A 25,647-nucleotide genomic window follows, 5' to 3' on the forward strand; every position below is an offset into this window, starting at 1 on the left:
TGCCGCGACTGCGTTTGTGCCTGCCCGCGGTGTTTGTGTTTTTCTCCGGACGAGCGCCGCTGAGCCGGCACGGAGGCCGGCACTACCCGGGCGGTGGAGGTCTTGCGGCCAGGACGGTGATGTCCTTCGCAGAAACAGGCGGGACCGCGAAGCGAAGACCCGTCCCCGCAACGGCAGTGGGGCCGGCCTCCGTGCCGGCCTGCTGAGGTCGTGCCGCGACTGCGTTTGTGCCTGCCCGCGGTGTTTGTGTTTTTCTCCGGACGAGCGCCGCTGAGCCGGCACGGAGGCCGGCACTACCCGGGCGGTGGAGGTCTTGCGGCCAGGACGGTGATGTCCTTTGCAGAAACAGGCGGGACCGCGAAGCGAAGACCAGCACCCGCAACGGCAGTGGGGCCGGCCTCCGTGCCGGCCTGCTGAGGTCGTGCCGCGACTGCGTTTGTGCCTGCCCGCGGTGGAGGTCTTGCGGCCAGGACGGTGATGTCCCTATTCTCGAAAACAGGCGGGACCGCGAAGCGAAGACCCGTCCCCGCAACGGCAGTGGGGCCGGCCTCCGTGCCGGCCTGCGGAGGTTGTGCAGCGACTGCGTTTGCGCATGCCTGCGGTGTTTGTGTTTGTCTCCGGACGAGCGCCGCTGAGCCGGCACGGAGGCCGGCACTACTTGGGCGGAGGAGGTTGTGGCAAGATATCGCGTCCGCCATTCCCTACATCACCATGCTGCGTTGCCTTGCCCTCCTGACTGGCCTGCTGCTGAGCACCCTGGCTCATGCCGACGACGTGCCGGTCGCCGTCGCGGCCAATTTCGCCGCCCCGATGCAGAAAATTGCGGCCCAGTTTGAAAAGGAGAGCGGCCACAAGCTGGTGATCTCCACCGGCGCCAGCGGCAAGTTCTACGCGCAGATCCGCAACGGCGCGCCGTTCGAAGTCTTCCTCTCCGCCGACGATGAAACGCCGGCGAAACTCGAGCAGGAAGGATACGGCCAGACGGGCACGCGCTTCACCTACGCGATCGGCCGGCTGGTGCTGTGGAGCGCGAAGCCGGATATGGTCGACGCCAGGGGCGAGGTGCTCGCACGCGGCGATTTCACCCATCTCGCCATCGCCAATCCCAGGGTGGCCCCCTATGGCCGCGCGGCGATGGAAACGCTGAAGAACCAGAACCTCGCCGAGCGCCTGACGCCGAAACTGGTGCAGGCGGAAAGCATCGCCCAGGCCCATCAATTCGTCGGCAGCGGCAATGCGCAACTCGGATTCGTCGCGATGTCGCAGGTGTTCGAGGACGGCCGCCTCAAGTCGGGCTCTGCCTGGGTCGTGCCGGCCCAGCTGCATCAGCCGATCCGCCAGGACGCGGTGCTGCTGAAGAAAGGCGAAGGCAAACCGGCGGCGGACGCGCTGCTGCGCTTCCTGAAGAGCGAGCCGGCGCGCCGCATCATCCGCCAGTACGGGTACGAGAACTGATGCTCACCCCGGAAGACTGGGGCGCAGTCCGGCTCACGCTGAAACTCGCCGGGCTGGTCACCGTACTGCTGCTGGTGATCGGCACGCCGATCGCGTGGTGGCTCGCCCGCACACGGTCCCGGCTCAAGCCGGTCGTCGCCGCAGTCGTCGCTCTGCCGCTGGTGCTGCCGCCCACGGTGCTCGGCTTTTACCTGCTGATCACAATGGGACCGGCCGGGCCGGTGGGGCGGCTGACCGAGTACCTCGGCATCGGTCTGCTGCCGTTCAGCTTCACCGGACTGGTCGTCGCCTCCGTCTTTTATTCGCTGCCCTTCGCGGTGCAGCCGCTGCAGAACGCGTTCGAGGCGATCGGCACCCGCCCGCTCGAGGTCGCCGCTACGCTGCGCGCCGGCCCGCTCGACGCATTCTTCACGGTCGCCGTGCCGATGGCGCGTCCCGGCTTTCTCACCGCCGCCATCCTCTCCTTCGCGCACACCATAGGCGAGTTCGGCGTGGTCCTCATGATAGGCGGGAACATACCCGACAAGACGCGCGTGGTGTCGGTGCAGATCTACGACCATGTGGAAGCGCTGCAGTATGCGCAGGCGCACTGGCTGGCCGGCGGCATGATGGTCTTTGCGTTTTGCGTGCTGCTGGCGCTGTACACGCTCAACCCAGTCAGGAAGATGCAATGAACACCGGCGGCGTCGAGATCAGTCTCGCGGTCGCGCACGGCGACTTCCGCCTTCAGGCAGAGCTGAACCTGCCGGGCCGCGGCGTGACCGCGATCGCCGGTCCTTCCGGTTGCGGCAAGACGACCCTCCTGCGCGGCATCGCCGGGCTCGACCGTCATGCCGGCCATCTGCGCGTCAACGGCGAAATCTGGCAGGACGATGCGCGCGGCATATTCCTGCCGGTGCACAAGCGCGCGCTGGGCTATGTGTTTCAGGAAGCCAGCCTGCTGCCGCACCTCGATGTGCGCGCCAATATCGAATACGGCTGGAAGCGCGCCGCATCCGGCGCGACGCGCCCCGACCCCAAACGGATGCTGCGCCTGCTCGGCATCGATCATCTGCTCGGCCGCCGTCCGGCCGACCTGTCGGGTGGCGAGCGCCAACGCGTCGCCATCGCCCGCGCACTGCTCGCCGCGCCCCGGATGCTGCTGATGGACGAGCCGCTCGCCGCGCTCGACCAGGCGCGCAAGCAGGAAGTACTGCCCTACCTCGAACGCCTGCATGAAGAACTCGCGCTGCCCATCCTGTACGTCAGCCACTCGCCGGACGAGATCGCGCGCCTGGCCGACCACCTCGTGCTGATGGAACAGGGCAGGGTGGCCGGCAGCGGACCGATCACCGAGATGAGCGCGCGGCTTGACCTGCCGCAGGCGCAGGCCGAGGCCGGCGTAATCGTCGACGCCGTGGTGGAGGACTGGGACGCGGACTATCAGCTGGCCACGCTGCGCGTCGGCGCCAACGCGATCCGCGTCCCGCATCCCCGGCTGAGCGTCGGCCAGCGTCTGCGCCTGCGCATCCTCGCGCGCGACGTCATCCTCGCGCTCGACCGCCGGGACGACACCTCGGCGCTGAACCATGTCCCGGTGCGGGTGCTGGAGGAAGCGCCGGCAGGGGGCAGCGCCCATGTGATGGTGCGGCTGGATGCGCAGGGAATGCCGCTGCTGGCGCGGGTGACGCGCATCTCGCGGGACAGACTGGGGGTGGCGCCGGGGGTGGGGATGTGGGCGCAGTTCAAGGCGACGGCGGTGTTTGCGTAGATGGAATCCATGCGGCAGCGCCGGCCTGGCAATCATCACGAACAGGGCATCGCCTCACATCAGAATGATGTCGTACTGCTCCTGGTGATAAGCCGATTCCACCTGCATCGAGATCCGCTTGGCGATGAAGTCGCCCAGTATGTTGATGTGTTCGGATTCTTCTTCCAAAAATCGGCGGCGCGGCAGTAATGCATCAACTGACCATGCGTGGTGATGCCGATATCGGCATGGCATTTGGACTGAAAAATTGATACGCGCAACCAACCCCGACCTTGTGCATTTGCATAGCCGTCGCGGCGCGGATGTATGGTGTGGCGTTGCGGCTAGCATGGCAGAGGTGCCCTGAATCTTGTCCCGACATGTGGATAATCCTGAACCGCGCTGGCGGAAGGCGTAGTGTCACACTTAGTCGATTCCATGCTAACAGGCAATATGTTAATCTACCGCGCCATATTCGCGCGGTCAGGAAGGTTGTACCAACATGAATCGATTAGGTTTGACTATTTATGATGCTGGATTCGGATTGGCAATCGCCGGATACGTCGCGCTGCTGAACATGTATTCCCAATTGCCTGAGCCCGAATTCATGGCTCTATTCTCCGAAAAAGGACCATTCGAGCAACTTTCAATCGTGTCGTGGTTATTTGCTGCAATCATCATCATTGCGCGGATTCGGCCCTTAGGTACTCGGGCCTGGGCTTTTGTCCTGTTGTTTATACTATTTGCCGCACGCGAGGCCGACTGGAATAGAATATTCACTGCCGATAGCATTCTGAAAATTAAGTATTACACGCATTCAGTCGCACCGATCGGTGAAAAAATGATAGCCGGTCCCATCGCGATCGTCGCAACTGGGTTGATAATTTATGCTGGCTTTGTCATTCTGCGATTTTTATTTTGGCAGGGCGGCTGGCGTTCACGCGCGGGATTCTGGCTGTTGCTTGCTGCCGTGCTCGTGGTTGCCGGGAAAGTGCTCGATCGCGCTCCGCTTGTGCTAGCCCGCGACTATGGCATTGAAATTTTTTCCTTCCGATACACCCGGGCATTCGAGGAAGGGTTAGAGATGATTCATCCCTTGATATTCGCCTGGTCGATTTGGATCAGCCAGGAAGAAAAACCCTACTTATCCTGCAACTCTCCCGCGCTTGCAGAAAAACAAGTCTCTTCCCTTTCCCTTTCAAGCGGCATGAATTTGTAGGACGTTGAGGCGCGATCTCCTTGCCGCCTCGACGCGATGATATTGCTGTATCCGCGCATTGTGCGCTGTCCTTGTGGCGCACTACATCAGGATGATGTCGTACTGCTCCTGATGATAAAGCGTCTCCACCTGCAGTGAAATCGGCTTGCCGATGAAGTCCCCGAGCATCGCCAGATGCTGGGATTCCTCTTCGAGGAACATGTCCACCACCACCTGCGCGGCGAGGATGCGGAATTCGCGCGGGTTGAACTGCTTGGCTTCGCGCAGCAGTTCGCGCAGGATTTCATAGCAGACGGTGCGCGCGGTCTTGACCTGGCCCTTGCCGGCGCAGGCGGGGCACACTTCGCACAGGATGTGGGCCAGCGATTCGCGGGTGCGCTTGCGGGTCATCTCGACCAGGCCGAGCGCGGAGAATCCGGATACCGAAACCTTGGTGCGGTCGCGCGAGAGCGCCTTGTTCAGCTCGGCCAGCACCGCGTTGCGATGCTCGGCGGTCTCCATGTCGATGAAGTCGAGGATGATGATGCCGCCGAGGTTGCGCAGCCGGAGCTGGCGCGCGATCGCGTGCGCTGCCTCGAGGTTGGTCTTGAAGATGGTGTCGTCGAAGTTGCGGCCATTGACATAGCTGCCGGTGTTGACGTCGATCGTGGTCATCGCCTCGGTCTGGTCGATGATCAGGTAGCCGCCGGACTTGAGGTCGACGCGGCGGCCGAGCGCGCGCTCGATTTCCTCTTCCACGCCGTACAGGTCGAACAGCGGCCGCTCGCCGGTGTAATGGACCAGCTTGGACAGCACCGACGGCGTGTAGACGGTGCCGAACTGCTGCAGTTTCTGGAAGTTCTCGCGCGAATCGACCTGGATCGTGGTCGTCTCGTCGCTGACGAAATCGCGTAGCACGCGCTGCGCCAGGCTCAGGTCCTGGTAGAGCAGGGTGGGGGCGGGGCGGGTGCGGGCGTTTTTCGTGATCGCGGCCCAGGTCTTGCGCAGGTAGTCGACGTCCATCTGCAGGTCGGCGTCGCTCGCGTCCTCGGCCATGGTGCGGATGATGTAGCCGCCTTTTTCGTCGGCCGGGACCAGCTTCTGCACCTTGGCCTTGAGCATTTCGCGCTCGGATTCCTTCTCGATGCGCTGCGAAATCCCGATGTGGGAATCCTGCGGCAGGTAGACCAGCATCCGGCCGGCGATCGAGATCTGGGTCGACAGGCGCGCGCCCTTGGTGCCGATCGGGTCCTTGATCACCTGGACCATGATGGACTGGCCGTCGTAGAGCAGCTTTTCGATCGGGCGCGGCGTGGCATTGGTGTTGTCGTGGTCGCGGGCTTCCCAGATGTCGGCCACGTGCAGGAAGGCGGCGCGCTCCAGGCCGATGTCGATGAAGGCCGACTGCATTCCGGGCAGCACCCGCACCACCTTGCCGAGGTAGATGTTGCCGGTCATGCCGCGCGAGAGCGTGCGCTCGATGTGCAGTTCCTGCACCGCGCCCTGCAGGATCAGGGCGACCCGCGTCTCCTGCGGCGTGATGTTGATGAGGATGTCTTCGCTCATAGCACGGAGATGCCGGCCCGGCCGAGCAGCTGCGCGGTCTCGTGCAGCGGCAGGCCCATGATGCCGGTATAGCTGCCGTCGATGCGGCTGATGAAGACCGACGCCAGTCCCTGCACGCCGTATCCGCCGGCCTTGTCGTAGGGCTCGCTGGTATTGCAGTAGGCGCGCATCATGTCCTTGGTCAGCGTGGCGAAGCTGACTTCGGACACCTGGGTAAGCTGATGCAGCTGGTCGTCGTGATGCAGCGCGACGCTGGTGATGACCTGGTGGGTGCGGCCCGACAGCAGCCGCAGCATGTCCATCGCTTCATTTCTGTCGGCCGGCTTGCCGAGGATGCGGTCGTCGATCACGACCGTGGTATCGGCGGCGAGCACCGGGCGCACGGGCAGCCGGCGCAGGAGCATGATCTGAGCCGCGTACTCGGCTTTTTCACGGGTGACGCGCACCACGTAGTCGCCGGCCCGTTCGCCGGGGTGGACTTCCTCGCTGACGTCGGGGCCGCCGCGCGGCGACTGGTCGCGCAGCATCAGCAGTTCGAAGTCGACGCCGATCTGGCGCAGCAGCTCGCGGCGGCGCGGGCTCTTGGAGGCAAGGTAAATCCTGGTGTCTGCCGGTTTCATGAATCGGATTGAGTCTCGTCGTGTCGTTCTTATACGCGGTGATAGGGATGGTTCTGGGTGATCGACCAGGCCCGGTACAGCTGTTCGGCCAGCAGCACGCGCACCATCCCGTGCGGCAGGGTCAGGCTGGACACCCGTACCAGCATGTCCGCATTCGCCTTGAAGCCGGGATCGAGTCCGTCGGCGCCGCCGATCACGAATGTAACATCCCGCCCGTCCTGTTGCCACTGCGTCAGCAGCTGGGCCAGCTGCATGGTGCTGAGATCCTTGCCGCGCTCGTCGAGCGCGATCACGCGGGCGCCCTTCGGCACGGCCGCTTCGATCTTCGTGCGCTCCTGCGCCATCACGGTCTCGGCGCTGCGCCCGCCCGAGCGGTCGACCGGCTTGATCTCCCGGAGCTGGATGCGGCACTCCGGCGGCATGCGCTTGGCGTATTCGGCGAAGCCGTCCTCGATCCAGCCGGGCATCTTGTGGCCGACCGCGGCGATCACCAGTTGCATGTCGGGCTCAGGCGGCGGTCTTGCGCGCCGGGCGCTTTGCGGCCGTTTTTGCAGCCGTCTTGGCCGCGGTCTTGCGCGGGGCGGCGGTCTTGGTGGCGGCCACCTTCACCGTCTTGCCGGCGGGGACGCGCGGGGTCTTCGCGGCCGGGGTCTTGCGGGCCGCGGTCTTGCGTGCCGGCTTCTTCGGCTCGTCGTCGTCCAGCGTCGTCTGGCTCGCCGCGATGTGGGTGGAGCGCTTGCGGGCCGGCTTGGCTTCGGCCTGCTCGTCGTCCGCCGCCGCGGTGCGCTTGGCGGTGCGCTTGGCGGCGCCGAACTTCACTTCCTTGTCACCCCAGATCTCTTCCAGGCGGTAGTAGTCGCGGATGGCGGGCTGCATGATGTGGACCACCATGTCGCCGAGGTCGACCAGCACCCATTCGCCGGTGTCCTCGCCTTCGATGCTGACCACGCTGCCGCCCTTTTCCTTGACCTTGTCGCGCACGGACGCGGCAAGCGCCTTGGTCTGGCGGTTGGAGGTGCCCGACGCGATGGCCAGGCGGTCGAACATGCTGGTGAGATGGACGGTGTCGTAGACCTTGATGTCCTGGGCTTTCACATCCTCGAGGGCATCGATGACGGTGGCTTGCAGTTTTTTGATATCCATTAGTTCTTCTGATAGAGATGTTGTCGTTCGATATAGTCTAGCACCCCGGCCGGGATCAGCGAGGCGACGCTGCGGCCTTCCGCCAGGGCGGCGCGGATTTGCGTGGCCGAAATGTCGATCGCGAGATTGACGGCAAGATAGGCGAGTCCGGCCGGCGTGCTACGGATCTGCCCGGGCGTGGCGGCGCGCCGCATGAATTCCTGCGCGACCTCGGGCGCCACGTGGGCGGGGTCGAGTGCGAAGCCCGGGCGCGAGGCGGCGCAGATGTGGGCATGGTCGAACAGCGCCCGCCAGTCCTTCCAGGTATGCAACTTCTGCAGCTGGTCAGCGCCGATGAGGAAGGCAAGCGACACGTCGTCGCCGAGCTGAGCGCGCAGCGCGCGCAGGGTGTCGATGGTGTAGGTCGCGCCCTCGCGCCGGATTTCCTGGTCATCGATCGCGACCGGCACGGCGAACCCGCCGAATGCCAGCCGCAGCATGTCGATGCGCTGCGCGGCGCTCGCGGTCAGCGCCTGCTTCTGATAGGGCAGGCCGGCCGGCAGCAGGCGCAGCTCGTCGGGAAACAGCAGCTTCGCGAAATAGCCGGCGAGCGCGACATGGCCGCTGTGCACCGGGTCGAAGCTGCCGCCGAGCAGCGCGATGCAGCGCGTCACGCCCATTCCCGCGGGGTGAGGAAGTCGGTGTACAGCCGGGCCTCGGGGCTGCCCGGTTCCGGATGCCAGTCGTAGCGCCATTTGACGACCGGCGGCATGGACATCAGGATCGATTCGGTGCGGCCGCCCGACTGCAGGCCGAACAGCGTGCCGCGGTCGAGCACCAGGTTGAACTCGACGTAGCGGCCGCGGCGGTAGGCCTGAAAGTCCCGCTCACGCTCGCCATAGGGGGTGTCCTTGCGGCGCTGCAGCAGCGGAATGTAGGCATCGATGAAATGGTCGCCGACGCTGCGCATCATGGCGAAGCTCTGCTCCAGGCCGAGCGCATGAAAATCGTCGAAGAAGATGCCGCCCACGCCGCGCGGCTCCTTGCGGTGCTTCAGGTAGAAGTAGTCGTCGCACCATTTCTTGAAGCGCGGATGCAGGTCCTCGCCGAAGGGCGCAAGCGCCTCGCGGCAGGTGCGGTGGAAATGCACCGCGTCTTCCTCGAAGCCGTAATAGGGCGTCAGGTCCATGCCGCCGCCGAACCACCAGACCGGCTCTTCTCCCTCTTTCGAGGCGATGAAGAAGCGCACATTCATGTGCGAAGTGGGCGCGTAGGGATTGCGGGGATGCATGACGAGCGACACGCCCATCGCTTCCCAGCGCCGGCCCGCGAGTTCGGGTCGGTTGGCGGCCGCAGTGGGGGGCAGCGCATCGCCGCTGACATGGGAAAAGCCGACGCCGCCGCGTTCGAGCACATTGCCTTCTTCCAGGATGCGGGAAATGCCGCCGCCGGCGATCGGGCTCGTGCCATGCGGGCGTTCCCACTGGTCGACGAGGAAGGGCTTGCCGTCGACCTGTTCCAGCGCGCCGACGATGCGCGCCTGCAGGTCGAGCAGGTAGGATTTGACGAGATGTGGAGTGGTCACGGCTGACTCTGATTCTGTCCTGGGTTTATCGAAGGTCAGCCGCCGGTGCGGCCGACGCCGGCCGCATCGTGCATCAGGCCGGCCGCTTCAGCGCGCGCCAGCCGATGTCGCGGCGGAACTGCGCACCGTCGAACCGGATGCCGTCGACCACCTGGTAGGCGTGCTTCTGCGCCATCTTCACGCTGTCACCGAGGCCGACCACGCACAGCACGCGGCCGCCCGACGTCGTCAGGCGATCGCCGGCGAGCGTGGTGCCGGCATGGAAGGTCACGCAGTCCGGGGTCTCGGCCGGGATGCCGGTGATCGGGTCGCCCTTGCGCGGCGCTTCCGGATAGCCGGCGGCGGCCATCACCACGCCGAGCGCGGTGCGGCGGTCCCATTCCAGCGCGACCTGGTCCAGGGTGCCGTTGACCGCGTGCTCCATCACGCCGACCAGGTCCGTCTTCAGACGCGCCATGATCGGCTGGGTTTCCGGGTCGCCCATGCGGCAGTTGAATTCCAGCGTCCTGGGATTGCCCTTGGCGTCGATCATCAGGCCGGCGTAAAGGAAGCCGGTGAACGGGATGCCGTCCTTCTGCATGCCGAGCACGGTCGGGTTGATGATCTCGCGCATGATGCGCGCATGCAGCGAGGGCGTGACGATCGGGGCCGGGGAGTAGGCGCCCATGCCGCCGGTGTTCGGGCCTTCGTCATTGTCCCTGAGACGCTTGTGGTCCTGGCTGGTGGCCAGCGGCAGCACGTTGCGGCCGTCCACCATGACGATGAAGCTGGCTTCCTCGCCGTCGAGGAATTCCTCGATCACGACGCGCGCGCCGGCGTCGCCGAGCTTGTTATCGGACAGCATCATGTCGACCGCGGCATGCGCCTCGTCCAGCGTCATCGCCACCACCACGCCCTTGCCGGCGGCCAGGCCGTCGGCCTTGATCACGATCGGCGCGCCCTTCTGGTTGATGTAGCGGTGCGCCGCCTGCAGGTCGGAGAAGGTCTGGTAATCGGCGGTCGGGATCCGGTGGCGCTTCATGAAGGCCTTGGCGAAGTCCTTCGAGCTTTCCAGCTGCGCCGCTTCCCTGGTCGGGCCGAAGATCTTCAGCCCCTGGTCGCGGAAGATGTTGACGATGCCGGCCGCCAGCGGCACTTCCGGGCCGACCACGGTCAGCGCGATGTTTTCCTTCGCGGCGAACTGGGCCAGCCAGCCGGGATCGGTGATGTCGACATTCTCCAGGCGCGCGTCGAGCGCGGTGCCGCCGTTGCCCGGCGCCACATAGACCTTCTGGATGCGATCCGATTGCGCGAGCTTCCAGGCGAGGGCATGTTCGCGGCCGCCCGAGCCAACTACCAGAATTTTCATGAGAGCTGAATCACTACTGAATGAAAGGGCAGCCGAAGCTGCCCGAAAACGTCCTGCCGGAACCTATTCCTCGATCACCGCGTTGGTGTAGACCTCTTGCACGTCGTCGAGGTTTTCCAGCGCGTCGAGCAGCTTTTGCATCCTCACCGCGTCATCGCCGGTGAACACGGTTTCGGTCGAGGGCTTCATCACCACTTCGGCCACCTCGGCCTTGAAGCCGGCCTTTTCCAGGGTCTCCTTGACCGCCGAGAAGTCGTTCGGCGCGGTCAGCACTTCGATGCCGCCTTCCTCGTCGGTCACCACGTCCTCGGCGCCCGCCTCGAGCGCGGCTTCCATCAGCGCGTCCTCGTCGGTGCCCGGCGCGAACAGCAACTGGCCGCAATGCTTGAACAGGAAGGCGACCGAGCCTTCGGTGCCCATGTTGCCGCCGAACTTGCTGAAGGCATGGCGGACTTCCGCCACGGTGCGCACGCGGTTGTCGGTCATGCAGTCGACGATGATGGCGGCGCCGTTGATGCCGTAGCCTTCGTAGCGGATTTCCTCGTAGTTGGCGCCTTCCAGGCCGCCGGTGCCGCGCTGGATGGCGCGGGTCACGTTGTCCTTCGGCATGTTGGCGTCGGCCGCCTTGTCGACCGCCAGCCTCAGCCGGGGGTTGCTGGCGATGTCGCCGCCGCCCAGGCGCGCCGCCACGGTGATTTCCTTGATCAGGCGCGTCCAGATCTTGCCGCGCTTTGCATCGGTCGCGGCTTTTTTGTGTTTAATATTGGCCCATTTACTATGTCCAGCCATGGCGAATCTTTCCTGGGAATGATCGAGAGGTAGCCTGGCGGACGTGAAATCAAGCACTTACCAGGCCGGAAACCAATCCGGGATTCTAACACAGCGACCCCTCTCAAAAATTGCCTGAAAGCCAACCACGATGCCCTCCCAGCTCCTCATCGCCAAGCATCAGGACAAGGATCTTGTCCTTCTGTCCAACCTCGCCAACCGCCACGGCTGCATCACCGGCGCCACCGGCACCGGCAAGACGGTGACCCTGCAGGCCATGGCCCAGGCGCTGTCCGACATCGGCGTGCCGGTCTTCATGGCCGACGTCAAGGGCGACCTGTCGGGCATGGCCCGGCCCGGCTCGGCATCGCCGCGCATCAAGGAGCGGCTCGACCTGCTCGGACTGCCGGAACCCGACTGGCGCGCCGCCCCGGTGACCTTCTGGGACGTGTTCGGCGAAAAGGGCCACCCGGTGCGCGCCACCGTGTCCGACCTCGGGCCGCTGCTGCTGGCGCGCATGCTCAACCTGAATGAAGTGCAGGAAGGCGTGCTGCAGCTGGTGTTCAAGGTCGCCGACGACCACGGCCTGCTGCTGCTCGACATCAAGGACCTGCGCGCGATGCTGCAGAACGTCGGCGACAACGCGGCCGAACTCAAGACCGAATACGGCAACATCTCGCCGGCCAGCATCGGTGCCATCCAGCGCGGCCTGCTGGCGATCGAGGAGCAGGGCGGCGACCGCTTCTTCGGCGAGCCGATGCTCAACATCGAAGACTTCATGCAGACCGACGCGCAGGGCCGGGGCATGGTCAACATACTCGCCGCCGACAAGCTGCTGCACTCGCCGCGCCTGTACGCGATTTTCCTGCTGTGGATGCTGTCGGAACTGTTCGAGCATCTGCCCGAGGTCGGCGACGTCGACAAGCCCAGGCTGGTTTTTTTCTTCGACGAGGCGCACCTGCTGTTCGACGAGGCGCCCAAGGCGCTGCTGCAGAAGATCGAGCAGGTGGTGCGCCTCATCCGTTCCAAGGGCGTGGGCGTGTACTTCGTGACCCAGAACCCGCTCGACATCCCCGACACCGTGCTCGGCCAGCTCGGCAACCGCGTCCAGCATGCGCTGCGCGCGTTCACGCCGCGCGACCAGAAGGCGGTGCAGGCGGCGGCCGAGACCTTCCGTCCCAATCCGCAGCTCGACACCGCGCAGGTCATCACTGAACTCGGCGTCGGCGAGGCGCTGGTGTCCTTCCTCGACGACAAAGGGCGCCCGCACATCGTCGAACGCGCCTTCATCGTGCCGCCCGCGTCCCAGCTCGGCCCGGTCAGCGATGCCGAACGCCGCGAGGTGATCGACAACTCGGTCGTCGCCGGCGTCTATGAAAAAGTCGTCGACCGCGACTCCGCCTATGAAAAGCTCAAGGGGCGGGCGGAGAAGGAAGTGCCGACCCGGGAAGAAGTGAAGTCCAGCAGCAAGGGCAGCGCCGCGCAGGAAGAGACCGGCGGCGGGCTGGGGGGCATGCTCGGCGGTCTGCTTGGCGGCGGTGGCGGGGTCGGGCGGCGCAAGGATACGGTGGTCGAGGCGATGTTCAAGTCGGCGGCGCGGAGTATTGGGTCGCAGGTGGGAAGGGAGATTATTCGGGGGGTGTTGGGGTCGATTATGAGGAAGTAGGCTACTGCATCTCTTGTTTCTCTCCGGTGCATCAAAGCGGAATCACCCTTCGCGGAGACAAGCGCTCTCGTTTCGCTTTTTTCTTCGGCGCTGCAAAGCGGTAGCCACTTCGTGGACACTAGCCGGGGCCAGTCCCGGCAGGCCGCCTACTTCTTTGTCTCGCCAAAGAAGTAGGCAAGAAAGGGGGGCGCCGAGCCCGACCCGAAGCGCTTGCCCCCTTCGGGGGTTCCCGTCGAAGCGCAACGGGGACGGCCAAACCGCAAACCATCCCATCCCTGACCCTTCACCTCGCCGGCCGCCCTTGAAGGGAAGGGAATCATTCTTTCTCTTGCTGCCGCAGGCGATCGTTTCATGAGTTCCTCTCTCGTTGCCTGCGTGAAGGGTTTGATGGCTCTCGCAGGCTGCGGAGACGCAGTGCATCGACAAGGGCACAGACGGCCGGGGCAAGTTCGCTCGCCTACCACTGTCGGCGTGCACAACATCGACTCCCTTCGCCAAGCCCTTGACAGTTCCCTCCCCTTCAAAGGGGAGGGTCAGGGTGGGGATGGTGTACGGGGTTGCCGTCCCCTTATGCGCAGCCGAAAAATCGGTGGGTCTCGCGGATAAAGAAGCGGGGCTTGTCTGAGCCGAAGGCGAGTTTGCCCCGCTTCCCGCGAGACCTGCCGATTTTTCGGGTACCCCCGAAGGGGGCAAGCATTAGGGTCGGGCTCGGCGCCCCCCCTTTCTTGCCTACTTTTTTGGCGAAGCAAAAAAGTAGGTGGCCCGCCGGGGCCAGTCCCGGCTTGTATCCACGGAGCGGCTACAGCTTTGCAGCACCGAAGAGAAAACCGAAACGAGCCCGAACCGAGCCCGAACCGAGCCCGAACCGAGAGCCACCCCAGAAGAGCCCGCCCGCCTCAATGTAAGAAAATCATCCTCAGCGTAAAATCCCCGGATGCCCGCATCTCCCGCAACTGTCTCCGCCCGCCAGACCTTCCTGCTAGGCCTGTCCATCGCCATCGCCGGCGCCATCCTGTTTTCCGCCAAGGCCATCGTCGCCAAGCTGATCTACCGCTACCAGGTCGACGCCGTGACCCTGATCACTTTCCGCATGCTGTTTTCGCTGCCGTTCTTCGCCGGCCTGGCGCTGTGGCATGCGCTGCGCTCGCCCGCGCTCGCCAACCCGGACCGCGTGCGCATCGTCGTGATGGGCCTGCTCGGCTACTACCTGTCGAGCTTTCTCGATTTCCTCGGGTTGCAGTACATCTCGGCCGGCCTGGAGCGGCTGATCCTGTTCCTGACGCCGTCCTTCGTGCTCTTGATCTCCGTGTTCGTGCTGAAAAAGCGCATCACCGCGGCGGAGTGGGCGGCGCTGGTGACGGCCTATCTCGGCACGGTGCTGGTGTTTTTCCACGACGCCCGCGCCGGCGGCTCCAATGTGCTGCTCGGCGGCGCCTTCGTGCTCGGCAGCGCGATATCCTATGCGATCTACCTGGTGCTGTCGGGCGAGCTGGTGGCACGCGTCGGCGCTTTGCGCCTCGTCGCCTATGCGATGTGCGTGTCGAGCGCGGCGTGCGTGCTGCAGTTCTTCCTGTTGCGGCCGACCGCGCTCCTGCTGGAGCAGCCGGCCGCGGTCTACGGGCTGTCGGTCGTCAACGCGGTGTTCTGCACCGTGCTGCCGGTGCTGATGACCATGGTGGCGGTGGCCCGCATCGGCCCCGGCACCACTTCGCAGGCGGGCATGATCGGTCCGGTGTCGACGCTGTTTCTCGGCGCCGCCATCCTGGACGAGCCGATTACCGGCATACAGCTGGCGGGGACCGCGCTGGTTCTCGCGGGCATCTATCTGTTATCAAGAAAGCGTTAGGGGGAAACATGGATTTTGGAATCAGGGGCAGGAACGCCATCGTCTGCGGCGCCAGCAAGGGACTGGGCCGCGGCTGCGCGGAAGCGCTGGCGGCCGAGGGCGTCAACGTGGTGATCGTGGCGCGCGGCGCCGAGGCGCTGGAAGCCGCCGCGCAGGAGATCCGGCAGAAGACCGGCGTCACCGTGACCGCCATCGCCTGCGACATCACGACGCCGGAAGGACGGGCCAGGGTACTGGCCGCCTGTCCCGACCCGGACATCCTGATCAACAACGCCGGCGGCCCGCCGCCCGGCGACTTCCGCAACTGGACGCGCGACGACTGGATCGCCGCGCTCGACGCCAACATGCTCACGCCGATCGAGCTGATGAAGGCCACGGTCGACGGCATGATGGCGCGCGGTTTCGGGCGCATCATCAACATCACCTCGGGCGCGGTGAAGGCGCCGATCGACGTGCTCGGACTGTCCAACGGCGCGCGCTCGGGCCTGACCGGCTTTGTCGCCGGGCTGGCGCGCAAGACCGTCGCGAAGAACGTCACCATCAACAACCTGCTGCCCGGCGCCTTCGATACCGAGCGCCTGAGCAAGACCATCGCCGCGTCGGCGGCGGCTGCCGGCAAGTCGCCGGAAGAGGCGGCCGAGGCGCGCCGCCGCGGCATTCCGGCGCAGCGCTTCGGCACCGCGGAGGAATTTGGCGCGGTTTGTGCATTCCTGTGCAGCGTGCAGGCCGGCTACATGACCGGCCAGAACGTGCTGCTCGATGGCGGCAATTACCCGGGGACTTTCTGACCGTGAAAAAACGGATCGCGCTGATCGCGCACGACATGAAGAAGGACGACATGGTCGAGCTCGCCTCGCGCCATGCCGACATGCTGCGGCAGTGCCTGCTGGTCGCCACCGGCACCACCGGCAAGCGCCTGCACGACGAAGTCGGCCTGACGGTGGAGCGCAAGCTGTCCGGCCCGTCGGGCGGCGACCTGCAGATCGGCGCCGAGCTGGCCGAGGGCAAGGTCGACCTGGTGATCTTCCTGCGCGACCCGATGACGCCGCAGCCGCACGAGCCGGACATCAATGCCCTGGTGCGCGCCTGCGACGTGCACAATGTGCCCTGCGCGACCAATCTCGCATCGGCGGAGCTGCTGCTGGCGCAGCTCGTACCGCATCATCATCACAATAAATAATCCAGGAGGCCCAACATGCCCAAGGCAATTCGAATCAGCAAGACCGGCGGACCGGAAGTCATGGAGTACGTCGATGTCGAGGTGGGCGACCCCGGCCCGGGCGAGGCGCGGGTGCGCCAGCATGCCTGCGGCCTGAACTACATCGATGTCTATTTCCGCACCGGCGCCTATCCGCAGCCCTTGCCCGGCGGCATAGGCATGGAGGGCGCGGGCGTGGTGGAGGCGGTCGGCGCGGGCGTCAGTCACGTCAAGGCGGGCGATCGCGTCGCCTACGCCTGCCGCCCGACCGGCGCCTATGCTGAAGCGCGCGTGATGCCGGCGGCCGGACTGGTCAAGCTGCCCGACGAGATCGATTTCGAAACCGGCGCGGCGATGATGCTGCAGGGCCTGACCGTGCAATACCTGTTCCGCCGCACCTTCCCGCTGCGCGGCGGCGAAACCATCCTGTTCCATGCCGCGGCCGGCGGCGTCGGCCTGATCGCCTGCCAGTGGGCGCGCGCGATCGGCGTGACCATGATCGGCACCGTCGGCTCCGACGAAAAGGCGGAGCTGGCCAGGGCGCACGGCTGCACCCATACCATCAACTACAACAAGGAAAACTTCGTCGAACGGGTGAAGGAAATCACCGGCGGCGAGGGCGTGCCGGTCGTGTACGACTCGATCGGGCGGGATACCTTCACCGGTTCGCTCGACTGCCTGGCGCCGCTCGGCATGATGGTCAGCTTCGGCGCGGCCTCCGGTCCGGTCCCGCCGTTCAGCCTGAATGAACTTGCCTCGCGCGGCTCGCTGTTCATCACCCGGCCGTCGCTGTTCAATTACACCGCCAAACGCGCCGACCTGGAAAACTCCGCGGCCGACCTGTTTTCGATGGTGACCAGCAGAAAGGTCAGGATCGACATCAACCAGCGCTACGCGCTCAGGGATGCGGCACAGGCGCACAGCGACCTGGAAGCGCGCAAGACCACCGGCTCCACCATCCTGCTGCCATGAACGATTCCGGCAAGAGCCCGATGCGCCATCCCGACGAGCAGCCCGGCGGCGGCGACGGTACGCCGCGTTTCGGCCGGCTGCTGCTGGTGCTGGGCGCGGCGGTGCTGGCGGTGGTCGGGCTGACCCTCTTCTCGGAATGGCTCTACACCTAGCATGAGCGGCGACCGCCTCTCGCTCCTCAATACGCTGGCATTCACCGCCGTGCGCCTGGCGGCGGCGGAATTCGAGCCTTTCACCGAGCGCCTGCTGCTGGCGCTGGCCCAGCCGGCGGCGGAGGACGACGGCCTGCGCGCGAAGATCGCACAGCGGCTGCGCGACCATACGCCGGCGTTCCACCAGTTGCTGCGCGACAGCCTGCAGGAGGAACTGCTGCAGGCCGTGGAGGCGGCGGCCGAGCAGGGCAGGGCGGCGGTGCGCAGCGGCGCGCTGGATCTGTCGGCCGACAGTTTCGACGCGATGCAGCGCCGGGTCCAGGCCGAGAACCTGGCGCAGGCGCTGGACAGGGTGCACGCCGACCAGCTGGCGATACTCGGCATGCGGATCACGCACTGGCTGTGGCCGGACGAACTGCGCACCATCGCCAATCCCTTCCGCGGCCTGAGTTTCGTCAATGCGGTGGTCGAAGCCTGGGCGAAGTTCGAGCGCGAGCCGGGCAGTCTTGCCGTCTTCATGGCGCAGCTCCGGCCGGCGCTGTTTCTGCCGCTGGGCATGCTGTACGAGGCGCTCAACCGCGAGCTGGCGGTACGCGGCGTGCTGCCGGACGCGGAGCAGCGCTATCAGAGCGAGATCCCGGAACTCACCATCGCGGTCACGCCGAGCACGCGTGATCTGCTGCAGGCCTGGCTGGCGCCCGAGGGCACGCTCAAGCTGATCCCGGCAAAGGCAGACGCGCTGCTGGAAGCCATGTTCGACAGGCTCGCCAACGACGAGCGGCTGCCCTTCCGCACGCGCAAGCCGGTCGCGCTGATCGCGCAGGCGTTGATGCCCCTGCTGCGCAACGACAGCGACTTCTTCTTCGGCGAGGATCATCCGGCGCGGCGCTTCCTAGCAGCGCTGTTCGATGTCGCGCTCGCCAGCAGCGACGGCGATGCCCTGTCGCAGCAGATCGCGGCGCTTCCCGAGCGCGTGAGCAGCGCGGCACTGCCGCAACTCGAGGCCGGGCTGCGGCAGGCGCTGGCCGCGCTCGACCAGGCGAACGCCGAGCTGCTGACGGCGCAAAAGACCGAGGCCCTGCGCCAGGAAGCCGGCGCCGCCGCGCTGAGCGCGGCCGAGGCCGACATCGCCTCCCGCCTCGAGACCGGCGAAGTCGATCCGCTGCTGGAGGATTTCCTGCGGCGGCAATGGGTGCAGGTGCTCAGCTTCGCCCGCCGTGTCAGCGACAGCAAGCCCGAGCTGCTGCCGGCGGTCACCGGCCTGATGGACGAACTGATCGGCAGCCTGCAGCCCAAGCAGGGCGCGCAGGAGCGCAGGCAGATGGTGGAACGCCTGCCCTCGCTGGTATCCACGCTGAATTCCTGGATGAATGTCATCAAGTGGCAGGGGCCGGAGCGGGAGGAATTTTTCGCGGCCCTCGCCGAGCGTCACGCCGCCGCACTACGTCCCGGCGACGCGCGGCAGGCGCTCGAACAGCGCATGGAGACGGTGAGCCGGGCAAGCGAGCACCAGCTCGACCGCCGCGCCAGCGAACAGCAGGCGGCGGCGGATGCGGCCTATCTGCCGGTCGTGCACGAACTGGCGCCGGGCGCCTGGGTGGAACTGGTGCGCAACGACGGCAGCCCCGTCAATTGCCGCCTGTGCTGGATCAGTCCGGCGCGCAGCCGGCTGGTGTTCATCGTGCCACAGACGAAACGCGTGTTCATGCTGCGGACCGAGGAGCTGGCCCGCGCCCTGCGGGCAGAGCGGGCAAGTCCCGTGCGGGTCGGGACCTGGGCCGGTGATGCGCTGGAAGCCGCGCTGCAGGATTTGCGCGACTGAACCCGAGGCGATCCTGACCGTTATCCGGGGCACCATGCCGGAAATCGCGACGACCCCGCGCCCTGATCGCCGCTGATCGCGCTATCAGGCTTTCCTGTTCGTTGTCGTGCGGAACCTTCGAAGGCCCCAAACGACTCAGTGGCGGCCGCATGTGCGGCAGAACGAGCAGGTACAGCCATGACACGACCCGTCACCCGATCCTTTTCCAGCCGGATTTCCCCCGGCCGACAGGAAAACCGCGAAGCCCCGCAGGCCCGGCAGACACAGTCCCCTCCGCCACCGGAAGCCGCGCCGTCCGCAGCGCGGCGCACGGAGACACCCGCGGGGCGGGCGGCGGCAAGCCGCCTGCGTTCAAGGCAGAAGCGCGAAACTCAGATCTACGCAGCTCAGATCTACGCAGAGAAGGTCAATACCGCGCAGACGCGTTACGTCTCGCGCGCCGCCCTGCGACGATCGGCAAGGGGAGAAGGAAGCAGCGCCGTCGCCGGTGCCGCCGCATCGCAAGCATCGGTCGCCGCCGGGCGCGCGGCCGCGCGGCGGCTGTGCAAGGCAATGCGCGCTCCCGCCGACAAGCGTCGCGCCCCGGTACCGGTGGCCTCGTCCTCCGCTCCGCCGGCGGCCAGCGCCTCCGCCCGGCGTACGCCGGCGACACGCGGCGCCGCCATCCGCGTGACACACCCGCAGGTCTATCATCGGGCGCTCGATGACCGGTTCCCGATCCGCCATCCCGGCGATCCGACCCGAATCCATCCCAGCTATGCCGACCCGTCCGACCCCACCCGCTGCGCGCCCGCCGTGGCGATCAAGGGCGCGACATTCTCCGCGCCCGCGAAAGCGAGGCTGTTGAAGCATGCCAGGAAGGACCGGGAGTTCAAGCTCGCACGATTCGGTAACCACGAGGCTTATCTCGACGCCCTGGGCCAATCCGTGGTCAGGCAGATCGAGGCGAGCATTATCGGGAAGACGCCGCCCGGACTGGGCAGGCTGAAGGTTGTCAGGCTGACGCGCGAGCAATGCGAGACCGGGCAGGAGGCGGATGGCCTGGAGGGTCAATATGGCGTGGTGCTGGAAGATTACAGTCCCGGGGCGCAGCCGGCACTGCAGAACGGCGGGATCGTGGGGGTGTTCGGCGGGTCCAAGCTCGATTCTGACGAAGCGCGCGCGCAATACGTCGCGCTGTTCGGGGAAGATTTGGGCGAGCAGATCGTCGACACGCACTCCATTCCCGATGCCGGGCGCGGGAAAGTGACCTGGGCCGCGTACGGCGGGGGAAACGCGCTGCAGTTTCTGAATACCGCGCTCAGGCTCTCCAGGGCCGGGGACTGGCGGGTGGATGCGAGGAGAGTGCACGGGGACATCGAGCTCGTCGACATCACCCTGACCGACAAGGACGGGCAAGAGCGCCAGGAGGAGGTGGCACTGGTCGTGCAGTATCGCCCGGTGGCCGACGGCAAGCAGTTTCTGCTGAGCTATGGCCCGCATTACCGGCAGTCGCCGGATGAGCCGAACGCGTCGCCGGAAGGGGCGGGCTCCGCCTCCACCGTGGCAGCCGCGGCGGGCGACGGCGCAGCGCCCGCGCCCCGGATGCCAGGGGCGGATGACGTCATGGAAGATACGATCGTCGTGGCGCCGCCTGCCGGACCATCCTCATAGTCGTCGACGGACTGCAGCGGGTTCGGCCCGGTCGAGTGCACGCCATCCGCGCCTAGCGACGGGAATGACCGCCGCCCGGAGCGGTTAGTCCATCTTCAGTTCGATCCGTCGCGGTACGCCGTTCGGTCCCGGGAAGTCCGCGAACGCGCTCCTGACCATGTAGGGCATGACCTTGGCCAGCGACGGATTGGTGCCTTCGCTGACCACCGTGGTTTCCCATAAGCGCCTGCCGTCCCCCATGCGCGCCAGCGCGATCTTCAGCTCCCGGGTGAACAGCTGGTATTGCGACACCCGCTGCTCGACCACCGGCGGGCCGTACCAGAACGGGTCGTAGAACGGGCCATAGGGGCCATAGGGTCCGTAGAACGGATGGCGGTAGTAGCCCGGCCAGTAGGGGTAGGCGTACGGGTAGGGGCGCACCACCACCGGGTAGACCTCGCGCACGTCGCGTCCGCTGTTGCTGTACGAAAGCGCGACCTTCAGCGCCGGACGCGTGGCGACCGGGGCTTCGGCGAAGCCGAGCCGCTGCAGCTCGACGCGCACCATGTTCTCGTAATTGAGATATTCGAGATTGTTGTTCTGGTCCTTCGTGCGCTCGAAGACGTAGGTCTTCTCGGCCAGCTCGGCGGGCCACTCGTGGAAGCTGGTGACGTTGCTCCTGATGGTGGTGGCGCAGCCCGCCAGCAGGAGCGTCGACAGCGCCAGCAGCCTGATCAGCCAGGATTTCATGTTTGCCTTCTCCGGTATTGCCCAGGGTGTTTATGAAGAATCAGAATGTCCGCCGCATGCAAAGATTCCATGATTTTTGTATCGGCTTGTCGCCGCCTAGCTCGGGTTTTCGAAGAAGATGTAGTTGGTGGCGTAGTCGCTGATCTCGAAATACACCTTCTTCTCGCCCTGGTCGATCTGCATGTTGAGATTGGCGTCGAAGACGCCGTAGCCGTAGCGGTAGGAGCGCGGCGTATTATCGCCCGCCGAGGTCGCGGTGGCGGTGGTCAGCTTGTCGATGCCGATGAAGCGCCGCACCAGCTTGTCGCCCGCGTAGACTTCCAGCACGCCATTGGTGCCGGTCCAGTTCTGGACCGAGCGGCTGATCTGGTTTTGCTGCTCCTGTGTGCAGCCGGAAAGCAGGGCGGCCGATGCCATCACGAAAAGCGCAAAGGATGATTTCATGGGGAGAGTCTCCGCAAGCGTTGGTTGTAAAATGCCGGTTTGGCATTATCCCCTGAATCGAATTCCCTATGCGCACCGATACTCCCCAGACCATCTACCGCAAGGATTACGCGCCGCCCGCCTACCTGGTGGAGACCGTGGAGATGGGCTTTGATCTCGACCCCGATCTGACCCGGGTCGCCACCCGCCTTACCCTGTCCCGCAACCCGGAAAGCGACGGCAAGAGCGTCGTCCTCTACGGCGACGGCGTGCAGCTCGTGCAGCTGCGGATGAACGGGCGCGAACTGACCCGGCGCGGCTACGCGCTCGGCAACGGCGTGCTGGAGATCTTCAACGCCCCGGAGCAGGTGACGCTGGAGATCGAGACCGCCATCCACCCGGCGCTCAATACCTCGCTGATGGGACTGTATGTTTCCAACGGCAATTTCTTCACCCAGTGCGAGGCGGAAGGCTTCCGCAAGATCACCTTCTTCCCCGACCGTCCCGACGTGATGGCGAAGTACAAGGTGATGCTGCGCGCGGACAAGAAGAAATACCCGGTGCTGCTCTCCAACGGCAACCTGATTGAGCAGGGCGACCTCGGCGACGGACGCCACTACGCGCTGTGGGAAGACCCGTTCAAGAAACCGTCTTACCTGTTCGCGCTGGTCGCCGGCAGCCTGGTCTGCCAGGAAGAGACCTGCACCCTCAAGTCCGGCCGCGAAGTGCTGCTGCAGGTATGGGTCGAGGAAGGCAATCTCGACAAGACCCAGCATGCGATGGACTCGCTCAAGCACAGCATCCGCTGGGACGAGGAGCGCTACGGGCTGGAGCTCGATCTCGACCGCTTCATGATCGTCGCCGTCGGCGACTTCAACATGGGCGCGATGGAGAACAAGGGCCTCAACATCTTCAACACCAAGTACGTGCTGGCCAATCCGCGCATCGCCACCGACGCCGACTATGCCGGCATCGAGTCGGTGGTCGCGCATGAGTACTTCCACAACTGGACCGGCAACCGCGTCACCTGCCGCGACTGGTTCCAGCTGTCGCTCAAGGAAGGCCTCACCGTGTTCCGCGACCAGGAGTTCTCGGCCGACATGATCGGTACCGACAGCGGCCGCGCGGTCAAGCGCATCGAGGACGTGCGGGTGCTGCGCCAGGCCCAGTTCCCGGAGGACGCGGGACCCATGGCCCACCCGGTGCGGCCCGATTCCTACGTCGAGATCAACAATTTCTACACCGTCACCGTCTACGAGAAGGGCGCGGAAGTGGTCCGCATGTACCAGACCCTGCTCGGCCGGGATGGCTTCCGCAAGGGCATGGACCTGTATTTCGAGCGGCATGACGGCCACGCGGTGACCTGCGACGACTTCCGTCTCGCCATGGCCGACGCCAACGGGCGCGACCTGTCCCAGTTCGAACTCTGGTACAGCCAGGCCGGCACGCCGCGCGTGAAGGTCGAGACCGCCTACGACGCCGGGCAGGAAGCCTTCGAGATCACCCTGTCCCAGTCCTGCGCGCCGACACCGGGCCAGGCCGAGAAAAAGCCCTTCCACATCCCGGTGGCGGTCGGCCTGCTCGACAGCCAGGGCCTGGACATGCCGCTGTTCCTCGACGGCAGCGGCAGCGCGGAGGCCTTCACCACCGCCGTGCTGGAGCTGACCGAGTCCAGCCAGACCTTCCGCTTCAAGCATGTGAAGGAAAAGCCGGTGCCCTCGGTGCTGCGCAATTTCTCGGCGCCGGTGCACCTGGATATCGACTACACCGAAGCCGAACTCGCCTTCCTGATGGCGCATGACAGCGACGCCTTCAATCGCTGGGAGGCGGGACAGCGTCTGGCCATGCGCCGCATGCTGGCGCTGGTGAAGACCGTGCGCGAAGGCGGGCAGGCCGATGCCGGCGCCGCCGGTCCGCTGCATGACGCCTTCCGCGCGACGCTGACCGACAGCCGGCTCGATCCCGCTTTCCAGGAATTCGCACTGACCCTGCCGTCGGAGACCGTGCTGGCCGAACAGCTGGACGTGGTCGATCCGCATGCGATCCACGCGGTGCGGCAGGCGATGCGCCGCTCGCTGGCGCAGGCCCTGCGCGGCGAATGGCAGATCGCCTACCAGGCCAACCGCACCCCGGGCGAGTACAGCCCCGACGCCGAATCCGCCGGCAAGCGCGGCCTGAAGAACCTGGCGCTGGCCTACCTGGTCGAGCTCGACGACGATGCCGCGCACCGCCTGGCGCAGACCCAGTACGACAACGCCAACAACATGACCGACCGCATCGGCGCGCTGGCCGCACTGGCCAACAGCAGCGCGCCCGGACGCGAGCAGGCGCTGGCCCGCTTCTACGAGGATTTCGAGCAGGAAGCGCTGGTGGTCGACAAGTGGTTCTCGCTGCAGGCCATGTCGCGCAAGACCGACGTCGCCGCCGTACGGGAGCTGATGCGCCATCCCGCCTTCACGCTGAAGAACCCGAACCGGGCGCGCAGCCTGATCTTCAGCTTCTGCAACGGCAACCCCTCGCAGTTCCACGCGGCCGACGGCAGCGGCTATGAATTCTGGGCCGAGCAGGTGATCGCGCTCAACGCGATCAACCCGCAGGTCGCCGCCCGCCTCGCCCGTACGCTCGACCGCTGGCGCAAGTACGAGCCGGCGCTGCAGCAGAAGATGAAGGCCGCGCTGCAGAAGGTCGCCGCCACCCGATCGCTGTCCAAGGACGTGCTCGAGGTGGTCACCAAGTCCTTGGCGTAGTACCAACACCGAACACTGACATTGATAACAGGGAGTACACATGAAAAGGGTCAGCCTGACGCAGTACCTGGTCGAAGAGCAGCGCCTGCACAACACCATACCGGCCGAGCTGCGGCTCCTGATCGAGGTGGTCGCGCGCGCCTGCAAGACCATCAGCCATGCCGTCGGCAAGGGCGCGCTCGGCGATGTGCTGGGCACCGCCGGCAGCGAGAACGTGCAGGGCGAAGTGCAGAAGAAGCTCGACGTGCTGTCGAATGAAATCCTGCTGCAGGCCAATGAATGGGGCGGCCATCTCGCCGCCATGGCATCGGAGGAGATGGACAGCTTCTTCCCGATTCCCAACCGCTATCCGAAGGGCGAGTACCTGCTGCTGTTCGATCCGCTCGACGGCTCGTCCAACATCGACGTCAACGTCTCGATCGGCACCATTTTCTCGGTGCTGAAGGCGCCCGAAGGCATGACCGAGCCGACCGAAGAAGCCTTCCTGCAGCCCGGCAGCCGCCAGGTCGCCGCCGGCTACGCGGTCTACGGCCCGCAGACCGTCCTGGTGCTCACCACCGGCAACGGCGTGCACTGCTTCACCCTCGACCGCGAGATGGGCTCCTGGGTGCTGACCCAGCGCGACATGAAGATCCCGGCGGAGACCAAGGAATACGCGATCAACGCCTCCAACGCGCGCCACTGGTTCCCGCCCGTCAAGCGCTACATCGACGAACTGCAGGCCGGCGAGACCGGGCCGCGCGGCAAGAATTTCAACATGCGCTGGATCGCCTCCATGGTCGCCGACGTGCACCGCATCCTCAACCGCGGCGGCATCTTCATGTATCCCGCCGACGCCCGCGAGCCCGACAAGCCCGGCAAGCTGCGCCTGATGTACGAGGCCAACCCGATGTCCTTCCTGATCGAACAGGCCGGCGGCGCCGCCACCAACGGCAGGCAGCGCATCCTCGACATCCAGCCGAAGAAGCTGCACGAGCGGGTCGCGGTGTTCCTCGGGTCGAAGGCGGAGGTGGAGCGGGTGACGGGGTATCACGCGGAGTAAGCGGAC

The 25,647-nt window shown here is 65.8% G+C and carries 24 protein-coding genes; 14 read left to right on the forward strand and 10 right to left on the reverse strand.

The features are described from left to right. Positions 1-711 precede the first annotated feature (711 nt). The 4 genes from modA to NCCP691_RS06830 all read left to right on the forward strand — a co-directional run bounded on the left by modA (position 712) and on the right by NCCP691_RS06830 (position 4,403). Entirely contained in the window at positions 712-1,455 is a 744-nt protein-coding gene (gene modA, locus NCCP691_RS06815; RefSeq protein ID WP_220807644.1) for a molybdate ABC transporter substrate-binding protein, read from the forward strand. Beyond that, positions 1,452-2,129 carry a molybdate ABC transporter permease subunit gene (gene modB / locus NCCP691_RS06820; RefSeq protein ID WP_220807645.1) on the forward strand — a complete coding sequence of 226 codons (678 nt, stop codon included), beginning with the start codon at positions 1,452-1,454 and terminating at the stop codon, positions 2,127-2,129. The genes modA and modB overlap by 4 nt, the downstream gene beginning before the upstream one ends. Continuing rightward, positions 2,126-3,205, forward strand: coding sequence for a molybdenum ABC transporter ATP-binding protein (gene modC, locus NCCP691_RS06825; RefSeq protein WP_220807509.1), 1,080 nt, complete (start codon positions 2,126-2,128; stop codon positions 3,203-3,205). Before modB ends, modC begins: the two co-directional genes overlap by 4 nt. A gap of 481 nt (positions 3,206-3,686) precedes the next feature. Next, the gene (locus NCCP691_RS06830; RefSeq protein WP_220807510.1) at positions 3,687-4,403 is read left to right on the forward strand and encodes a hypothetical protein; all 717 of its coding nucleotides are present in this window, start codon (positions 3,687-3,689) and stop codon (positions 4,401-4,403) included. An 81-nt stretch (positions 4,404-4,484) separates the two neighbouring features. Here NCCP691_RS06830 and rng read toward each other — a convergent pair whose 3' ends face one another. From rng to NCCP691_RS06870, 8 genes are all read right to left on the reverse strand, one after another. Then, positions 4,485-5,948 carry a ribonuclease G gene (gene rng / locus NCCP691_RS06835; protein ID WP_220807511.1) on the reverse strand — a complete coding sequence of 488 codons (1,464 nt, stop codon included), beginning with the start codon at positions 5,946-5,948 and terminating at the stop codon, positions 4,485-4,487. Next, the gene (locus tag NCCP691_RS06840; RefSeq protein WP_220807512.1) at positions 5,945-6,568 is read right to left on the reverse strand and encodes a Maf family protein; all 624 of its coding nucleotides are present in this window, start codon (positions 6,566-6,568) and stop codon (positions 5,945-5,947) included. The genes rng and NCCP691_RS06840 overlap by 4 nt, the downstream gene beginning before the upstream one ends. 29 nt (positions 6,569-6,597) lie before the next feature. After that, positions 6,598-7,068 (reverse strand): 23S rRNA (pseudouridine(1915)-N(3))-methyltransferase RlmH, encoded by a 471-nt coding sequence (gene rlmH / locus NCCP691_RS06845; RefSeq protein ID WP_220807513.1) that lies wholly within the window; start codon positions 7,066-7,068, stop codon positions 6,598-6,600. A gap of 7 nt (positions 7,069-7,075) precedes the next feature. Then, on the reverse strand, positions 7,076-7,711 hold the full coding sequence (gene rsfS, locus NCCP691_RS06850) for a ribosome silencing factor (RefSeq protein ID WP_220807514.1): 636 nt from the start codon (positions 7,709-7,711) through the stop codon (positions 7,076-7,078). Beyond that, positions 7,711-8,370, reverse strand: a complete 660-nt coding sequence (locus NCCP691_RS06855; RefSeq protein WP_220807515.1) for a nicotinate-nucleotide adenylyltransferase — start codon at positions 8,368-8,370, stop codon at positions 7,711-7,713. The genes rsfS and NCCP691_RS06855 overlap by 1 nt, the downstream gene beginning before the upstream one ends. Then, positions 8,361-9,275 carry an oxygen-dependent coproporphyrinogen oxidase gene (gene hemF, locus NCCP691_RS06860; protein ID WP_220807516.1) on the reverse strand — a complete coding sequence of 305 codons (915 nt, stop codon included), beginning with the start codon at positions 9,273-9,275 and terminating at the stop codon, positions 8,361-8,363. Before hemF ends, NCCP691_RS06855 begins: the two co-directional genes overlap by 10 nt. A 73-nt stretch (positions 9,276-9,348) precedes the next feature. After that, positions 9,349-10,623, reverse strand: a complete 1,275-nt coding sequence (gene purD, locus NCCP691_RS06865; protein ID WP_220807517.1) for a phosphoribosylamine--glycine ligase — start codon at positions 10,621-10,623, stop codon at positions 9,349-9,351. A gap of 63 nt (positions 10,624-10,686) precedes the next feature. Beyond that, positions 10,687-11,412: a YebC/PmpR family DNA-binding transcriptional regulator gene (locus tag NCCP691_RS06870; RefSeq protein ID WP_220807518.1), complete on the reverse strand. Its 726-nt coding sequence runs from the start codon at positions 11,410-11,412 to the stop codon at positions 10,687-10,689. Between the two features lie 130 nt (positions 11,413-11,542). Between NCCP691_RS06870 and NCCP691_RS06875 the strand changes: the two genes are divergently transcribed. The 8 genes from NCCP691_RS06875 (at position 11,543) to NCCP691_RS06910 (ending at position 20,700) form a co-directional block, all read left to right on the forward strand. Next, positions 11,543-13,057 (forward strand): helicase HerA-like C-terminal domain-containing protein, encoded by a 1,515-nt coding sequence (locus NCCP691_RS06875; protein WP_220807519.1) that lies wholly within the window; start codon positions 11,543-11,545, stop codon positions 13,055-13,057. Between the two features lie 934 nt (positions 13,058-13,991). Further along, the gene (locus NCCP691_RS06880; protein WP_220807520.1) at positions 13,992-14,903 is read left to right on the forward strand and encodes a DMT family transporter; all 912 of its coding nucleotides are present in this window, start codon (positions 13,992-13,994) and stop codon (positions 14,901-14,903) included. A gap of 8 nt (positions 14,904-14,911) precedes the next feature. Next, the gene (locus NCCP691_RS06885) at positions 14,912-15,691 is read left to right on the forward strand and encodes an SDR family oxidoreductase (RefSeq protein WP_220807521.1); all 780 of its coding nucleotides are present in this window, start codon (positions 14,912-14,914) and stop codon (positions 15,689-15,691) included. A gap of 2 nt (positions 15,692-15,693) precedes the next feature. Then, the gene (locus NCCP691_RS06890; RefSeq protein WP_373870326.1) at positions 15,694-16,083 is read left to right on the forward strand and encodes a methylglyoxal synthase; all 390 of its coding nucleotides are present in this window, start codon (positions 15,694-15,696) and stop codon (positions 16,081-16,083) included. A gap of 15 nt (positions 16,084-16,098) precedes the next feature. After that, positions 16,099-17,073: a quinone oxidoreductase family protein gene (locus NCCP691_RS06895; protein ID WP_220807522.1), complete on the forward strand. Its 975-nt coding sequence runs from the start codon at positions 16,099-16,101 to the stop codon at positions 17,071-17,073. Further along, positions 17,070-17,225: a hypothetical protein gene (locus NCCP691_RS06900; RefSeq protein ID WP_220807523.1), complete on the forward strand. Its 156-nt coding sequence runs from the start codon at positions 17,070-17,072 to the stop codon at positions 17,223-17,225. Before NCCP691_RS06895 ends, NCCP691_RS06900 begins: the two co-directional genes overlap by 4 nt. Before the next feature lies 1 nt (position 17,226). After that, a complete protein-coding gene (locus tag NCCP691_RS06905) occupies positions 17,227-19,047 on the forward strand; it encodes a DUF1631 family protein (protein ID WP_220807524.1) in 1,821 nt (606 codons plus the stop codon). Between the two features lie 177 nt (positions 19,048-19,224). Then, on the forward strand, positions 19,225-20,700 hold the full coding sequence (locus NCCP691_RS06910) for a hypothetical protein (protein ID WP_220807525.1): 1,476 nt from the start codon (positions 19,225-19,227) through the stop codon (positions 20,698-20,700). Between the two features lie 84 nt (positions 20,701-20,784). Here the strand turns inward: NCCP691_RS06910 and NCCP691_RS06915 are convergent, their stop codons facing one another. Beyond that, entirely contained in the window at positions 20,785-21,429 is a 645-nt protein-coding gene (locus NCCP691_RS06915; RefSeq protein WP_220807526.1) for a DUF4136 domain-containing protein, read from the reverse strand. A 96-nt stretch (positions 21,430-21,525) separates the two neighbouring features. Beyond that, entirely contained in the window at positions 21,526-21,873 is a 348-nt protein-coding gene (locus NCCP691_RS06920) for a hypothetical protein (protein WP_220807527.1), read from the reverse strand. Between the two features lie 68 nt (positions 21,874-21,941). On the opposite strand from NCCP691_RS06920, the gene pepN reads away from it, so the two are divergent. Together pepN and NCCP691_RS06930 are read left to right on the forward strand one after the other, a co-directional pair. Then, positions 21,942-24,599 (forward strand): aminopeptidase N, encoded by a 2,658-nt coding sequence (pepN, locus tag NCCP691_RS06925; RefSeq protein WP_220807528.1) that lies wholly within the window; start codon positions 21,942-21,944, stop codon positions 24,597-24,599. A gap of 40 nt (positions 24,600-24,639) precedes the next feature. Continuing rightward, the gene (locus NCCP691_RS06930) at positions 24,640-25,641 is read left to right on the forward strand and encodes a class 1 fructose-bisphosphatase (protein ID WP_220807529.1); all 1,002 of its coding nucleotides are present in this window, start codon (positions 24,640-24,642) and stop codon (positions 25,639-25,641) included. Positions 25,642-25,647: the final 6 nt, after the last annotated feature.

Origin of the sequence: Noviherbaspirillum aridicola, from assembly GCF_019656455.1 — a bacterium.
Taxonomy (GTDB): domain Bacteria; phylum Pseudomonadota; class Gammaproteobacteria; order Burkholderiales; family Burkholderiaceae_D; genus Noviherbaspirillum; species Noviherbaspirillum aridicola.

Coding starts and splice junctions, on each gene's coding strand:
- NCCP691_RS06900 (WP_220807523.1), top strand. CDS start 17,070: ATGAACGATTCCGGCAAGAGCCCGATGCGCCATCCCGACGAGCAGCCC.
- NCCP691_RS06840 (WP_220807512.1), bottom strand. CDS start 6,568: ATGAAACCGGCAGACACCAGGATTTACCTTGCCTCCAAGAGCCCGCGC.
- pepN (WP_220807528.1), top strand. CDS start 21,942: ATGCGCACCGATACTCCCCAGACCATCTACCGCAAGGATTACGCGCCG.
- NCCP691_RS06905 (WP_220807524.1), top strand. CDS start 17,227: ATGAGCGGCGACCGCCTCTCGCTCCTCAATACGCTGGCATTCACCGCC.
- NCCP691_RS06855 (WP_220807515.1), bottom strand. CDS start 8,370: ATGGGCGTGACGCGCTGCATCGCGCTGCTCGGCGGCAGCTTCGACCCG.
- rlmH (WP_220807513.1), bottom strand. CDS start 7,068: ATGCAACTGGTGATCGCCGCGGTCGGCCACAAGATGCCCGGCTGGATC.
- NCCP691_RS06915 (WP_220807526.1), bottom strand. CDS start 21,429: ATGAAATCCTGGCTGATCAGGCTGCTGGCGCTGTCGACGCTCCTGCTG.
- NCCP691_RS06930 (WP_220807529.1), top strand. CDS start 24,640: ATGAAAAGGGTCAGCCTGACGCAGTACCTGGTCGAAGAGCAGCGCCTG.
- modC (WP_220807509.1), top strand. CDS start 2,126: ATGAACACCGGCGGCGTCGAGATCAGTCTCGCGGTCGCGCACGGCGAC.
- NCCP691_RS06875 (WP_220807519.1), top strand. CDS start 11,543: ATGCCCTCCCAGCTCCTCATCGCCAAGCATCAGGACAAGGATCTTGTC.
- NCCP691_RS06910 (WP_220807525.1), top strand. CDS start 19,225: ATGACACGACCCGTCACCCGATCCTTTTCCAGCCGGATTTCCCCCGGC.
- purD (WP_220807517.1), bottom strand. CDS start 10,623: ATGAAAATTCTGGTAGTTGGCTCGGGCGGCCGCGAACATGCCCTCGCC.
- rsfS (WP_220807514.1), bottom strand. CDS start 7,711: ATGGATATCAAAAAACTGCAAGCCACCGTCATCGATGCCCTCGAGGAT.
- NCCP691_RS06895 (WP_220807522.1), top strand. CDS start 16,099: ATGCCCAAGGCAATTCGAATCAGCAAGACCGGCGGACCGGAAGTCATG.
- NCCP691_RS06830 (WP_220807510.1), top strand. CDS start 3,687: ATGAATCGATTAGGTTTGACTATTTATGATGCTGGATTCGGATTGGCA.
- NCCP691_RS06880 (WP_220807520.1), top strand. CDS start 13,992: ATGCCCGCATCTCCCGCAACTGTCTCCGCCCGCCAGACCTTCCTGCTA.
- NCCP691_RS06870 (WP_220807518.1), bottom strand. CDS start 11,412: ATGGCTGGACATAGTAAATGGGCCAATATTAAACACAAAAAAGCCGCG.
- NCCP691_RS06920 (WP_220807527.1), bottom strand. CDS start 21,873: ATGAAATCATCCTTTGCGCTTTTCGTGATGGCATCGGCCGCCCTGCTT.
- modA (WP_220807644.1), top strand. CDS start 712: ATGCTGCGTTGCCTTGCCCTCCTGACTGGCCTGCTGCTGAGCACCCTG.
- rng (WP_220807511.1), bottom strand. CDS start 5,948: ATGAGCGAAGACATCCTCATCAACATCACGCCGCAGGAGACGCGGGTC.
- NCCP691_RS06885 (WP_220807521.1), top strand. CDS start 14,912: ATGGATTTTGGAATCAGGGGCAGGAACGCCATCGTCTGCGGCGCCAGC.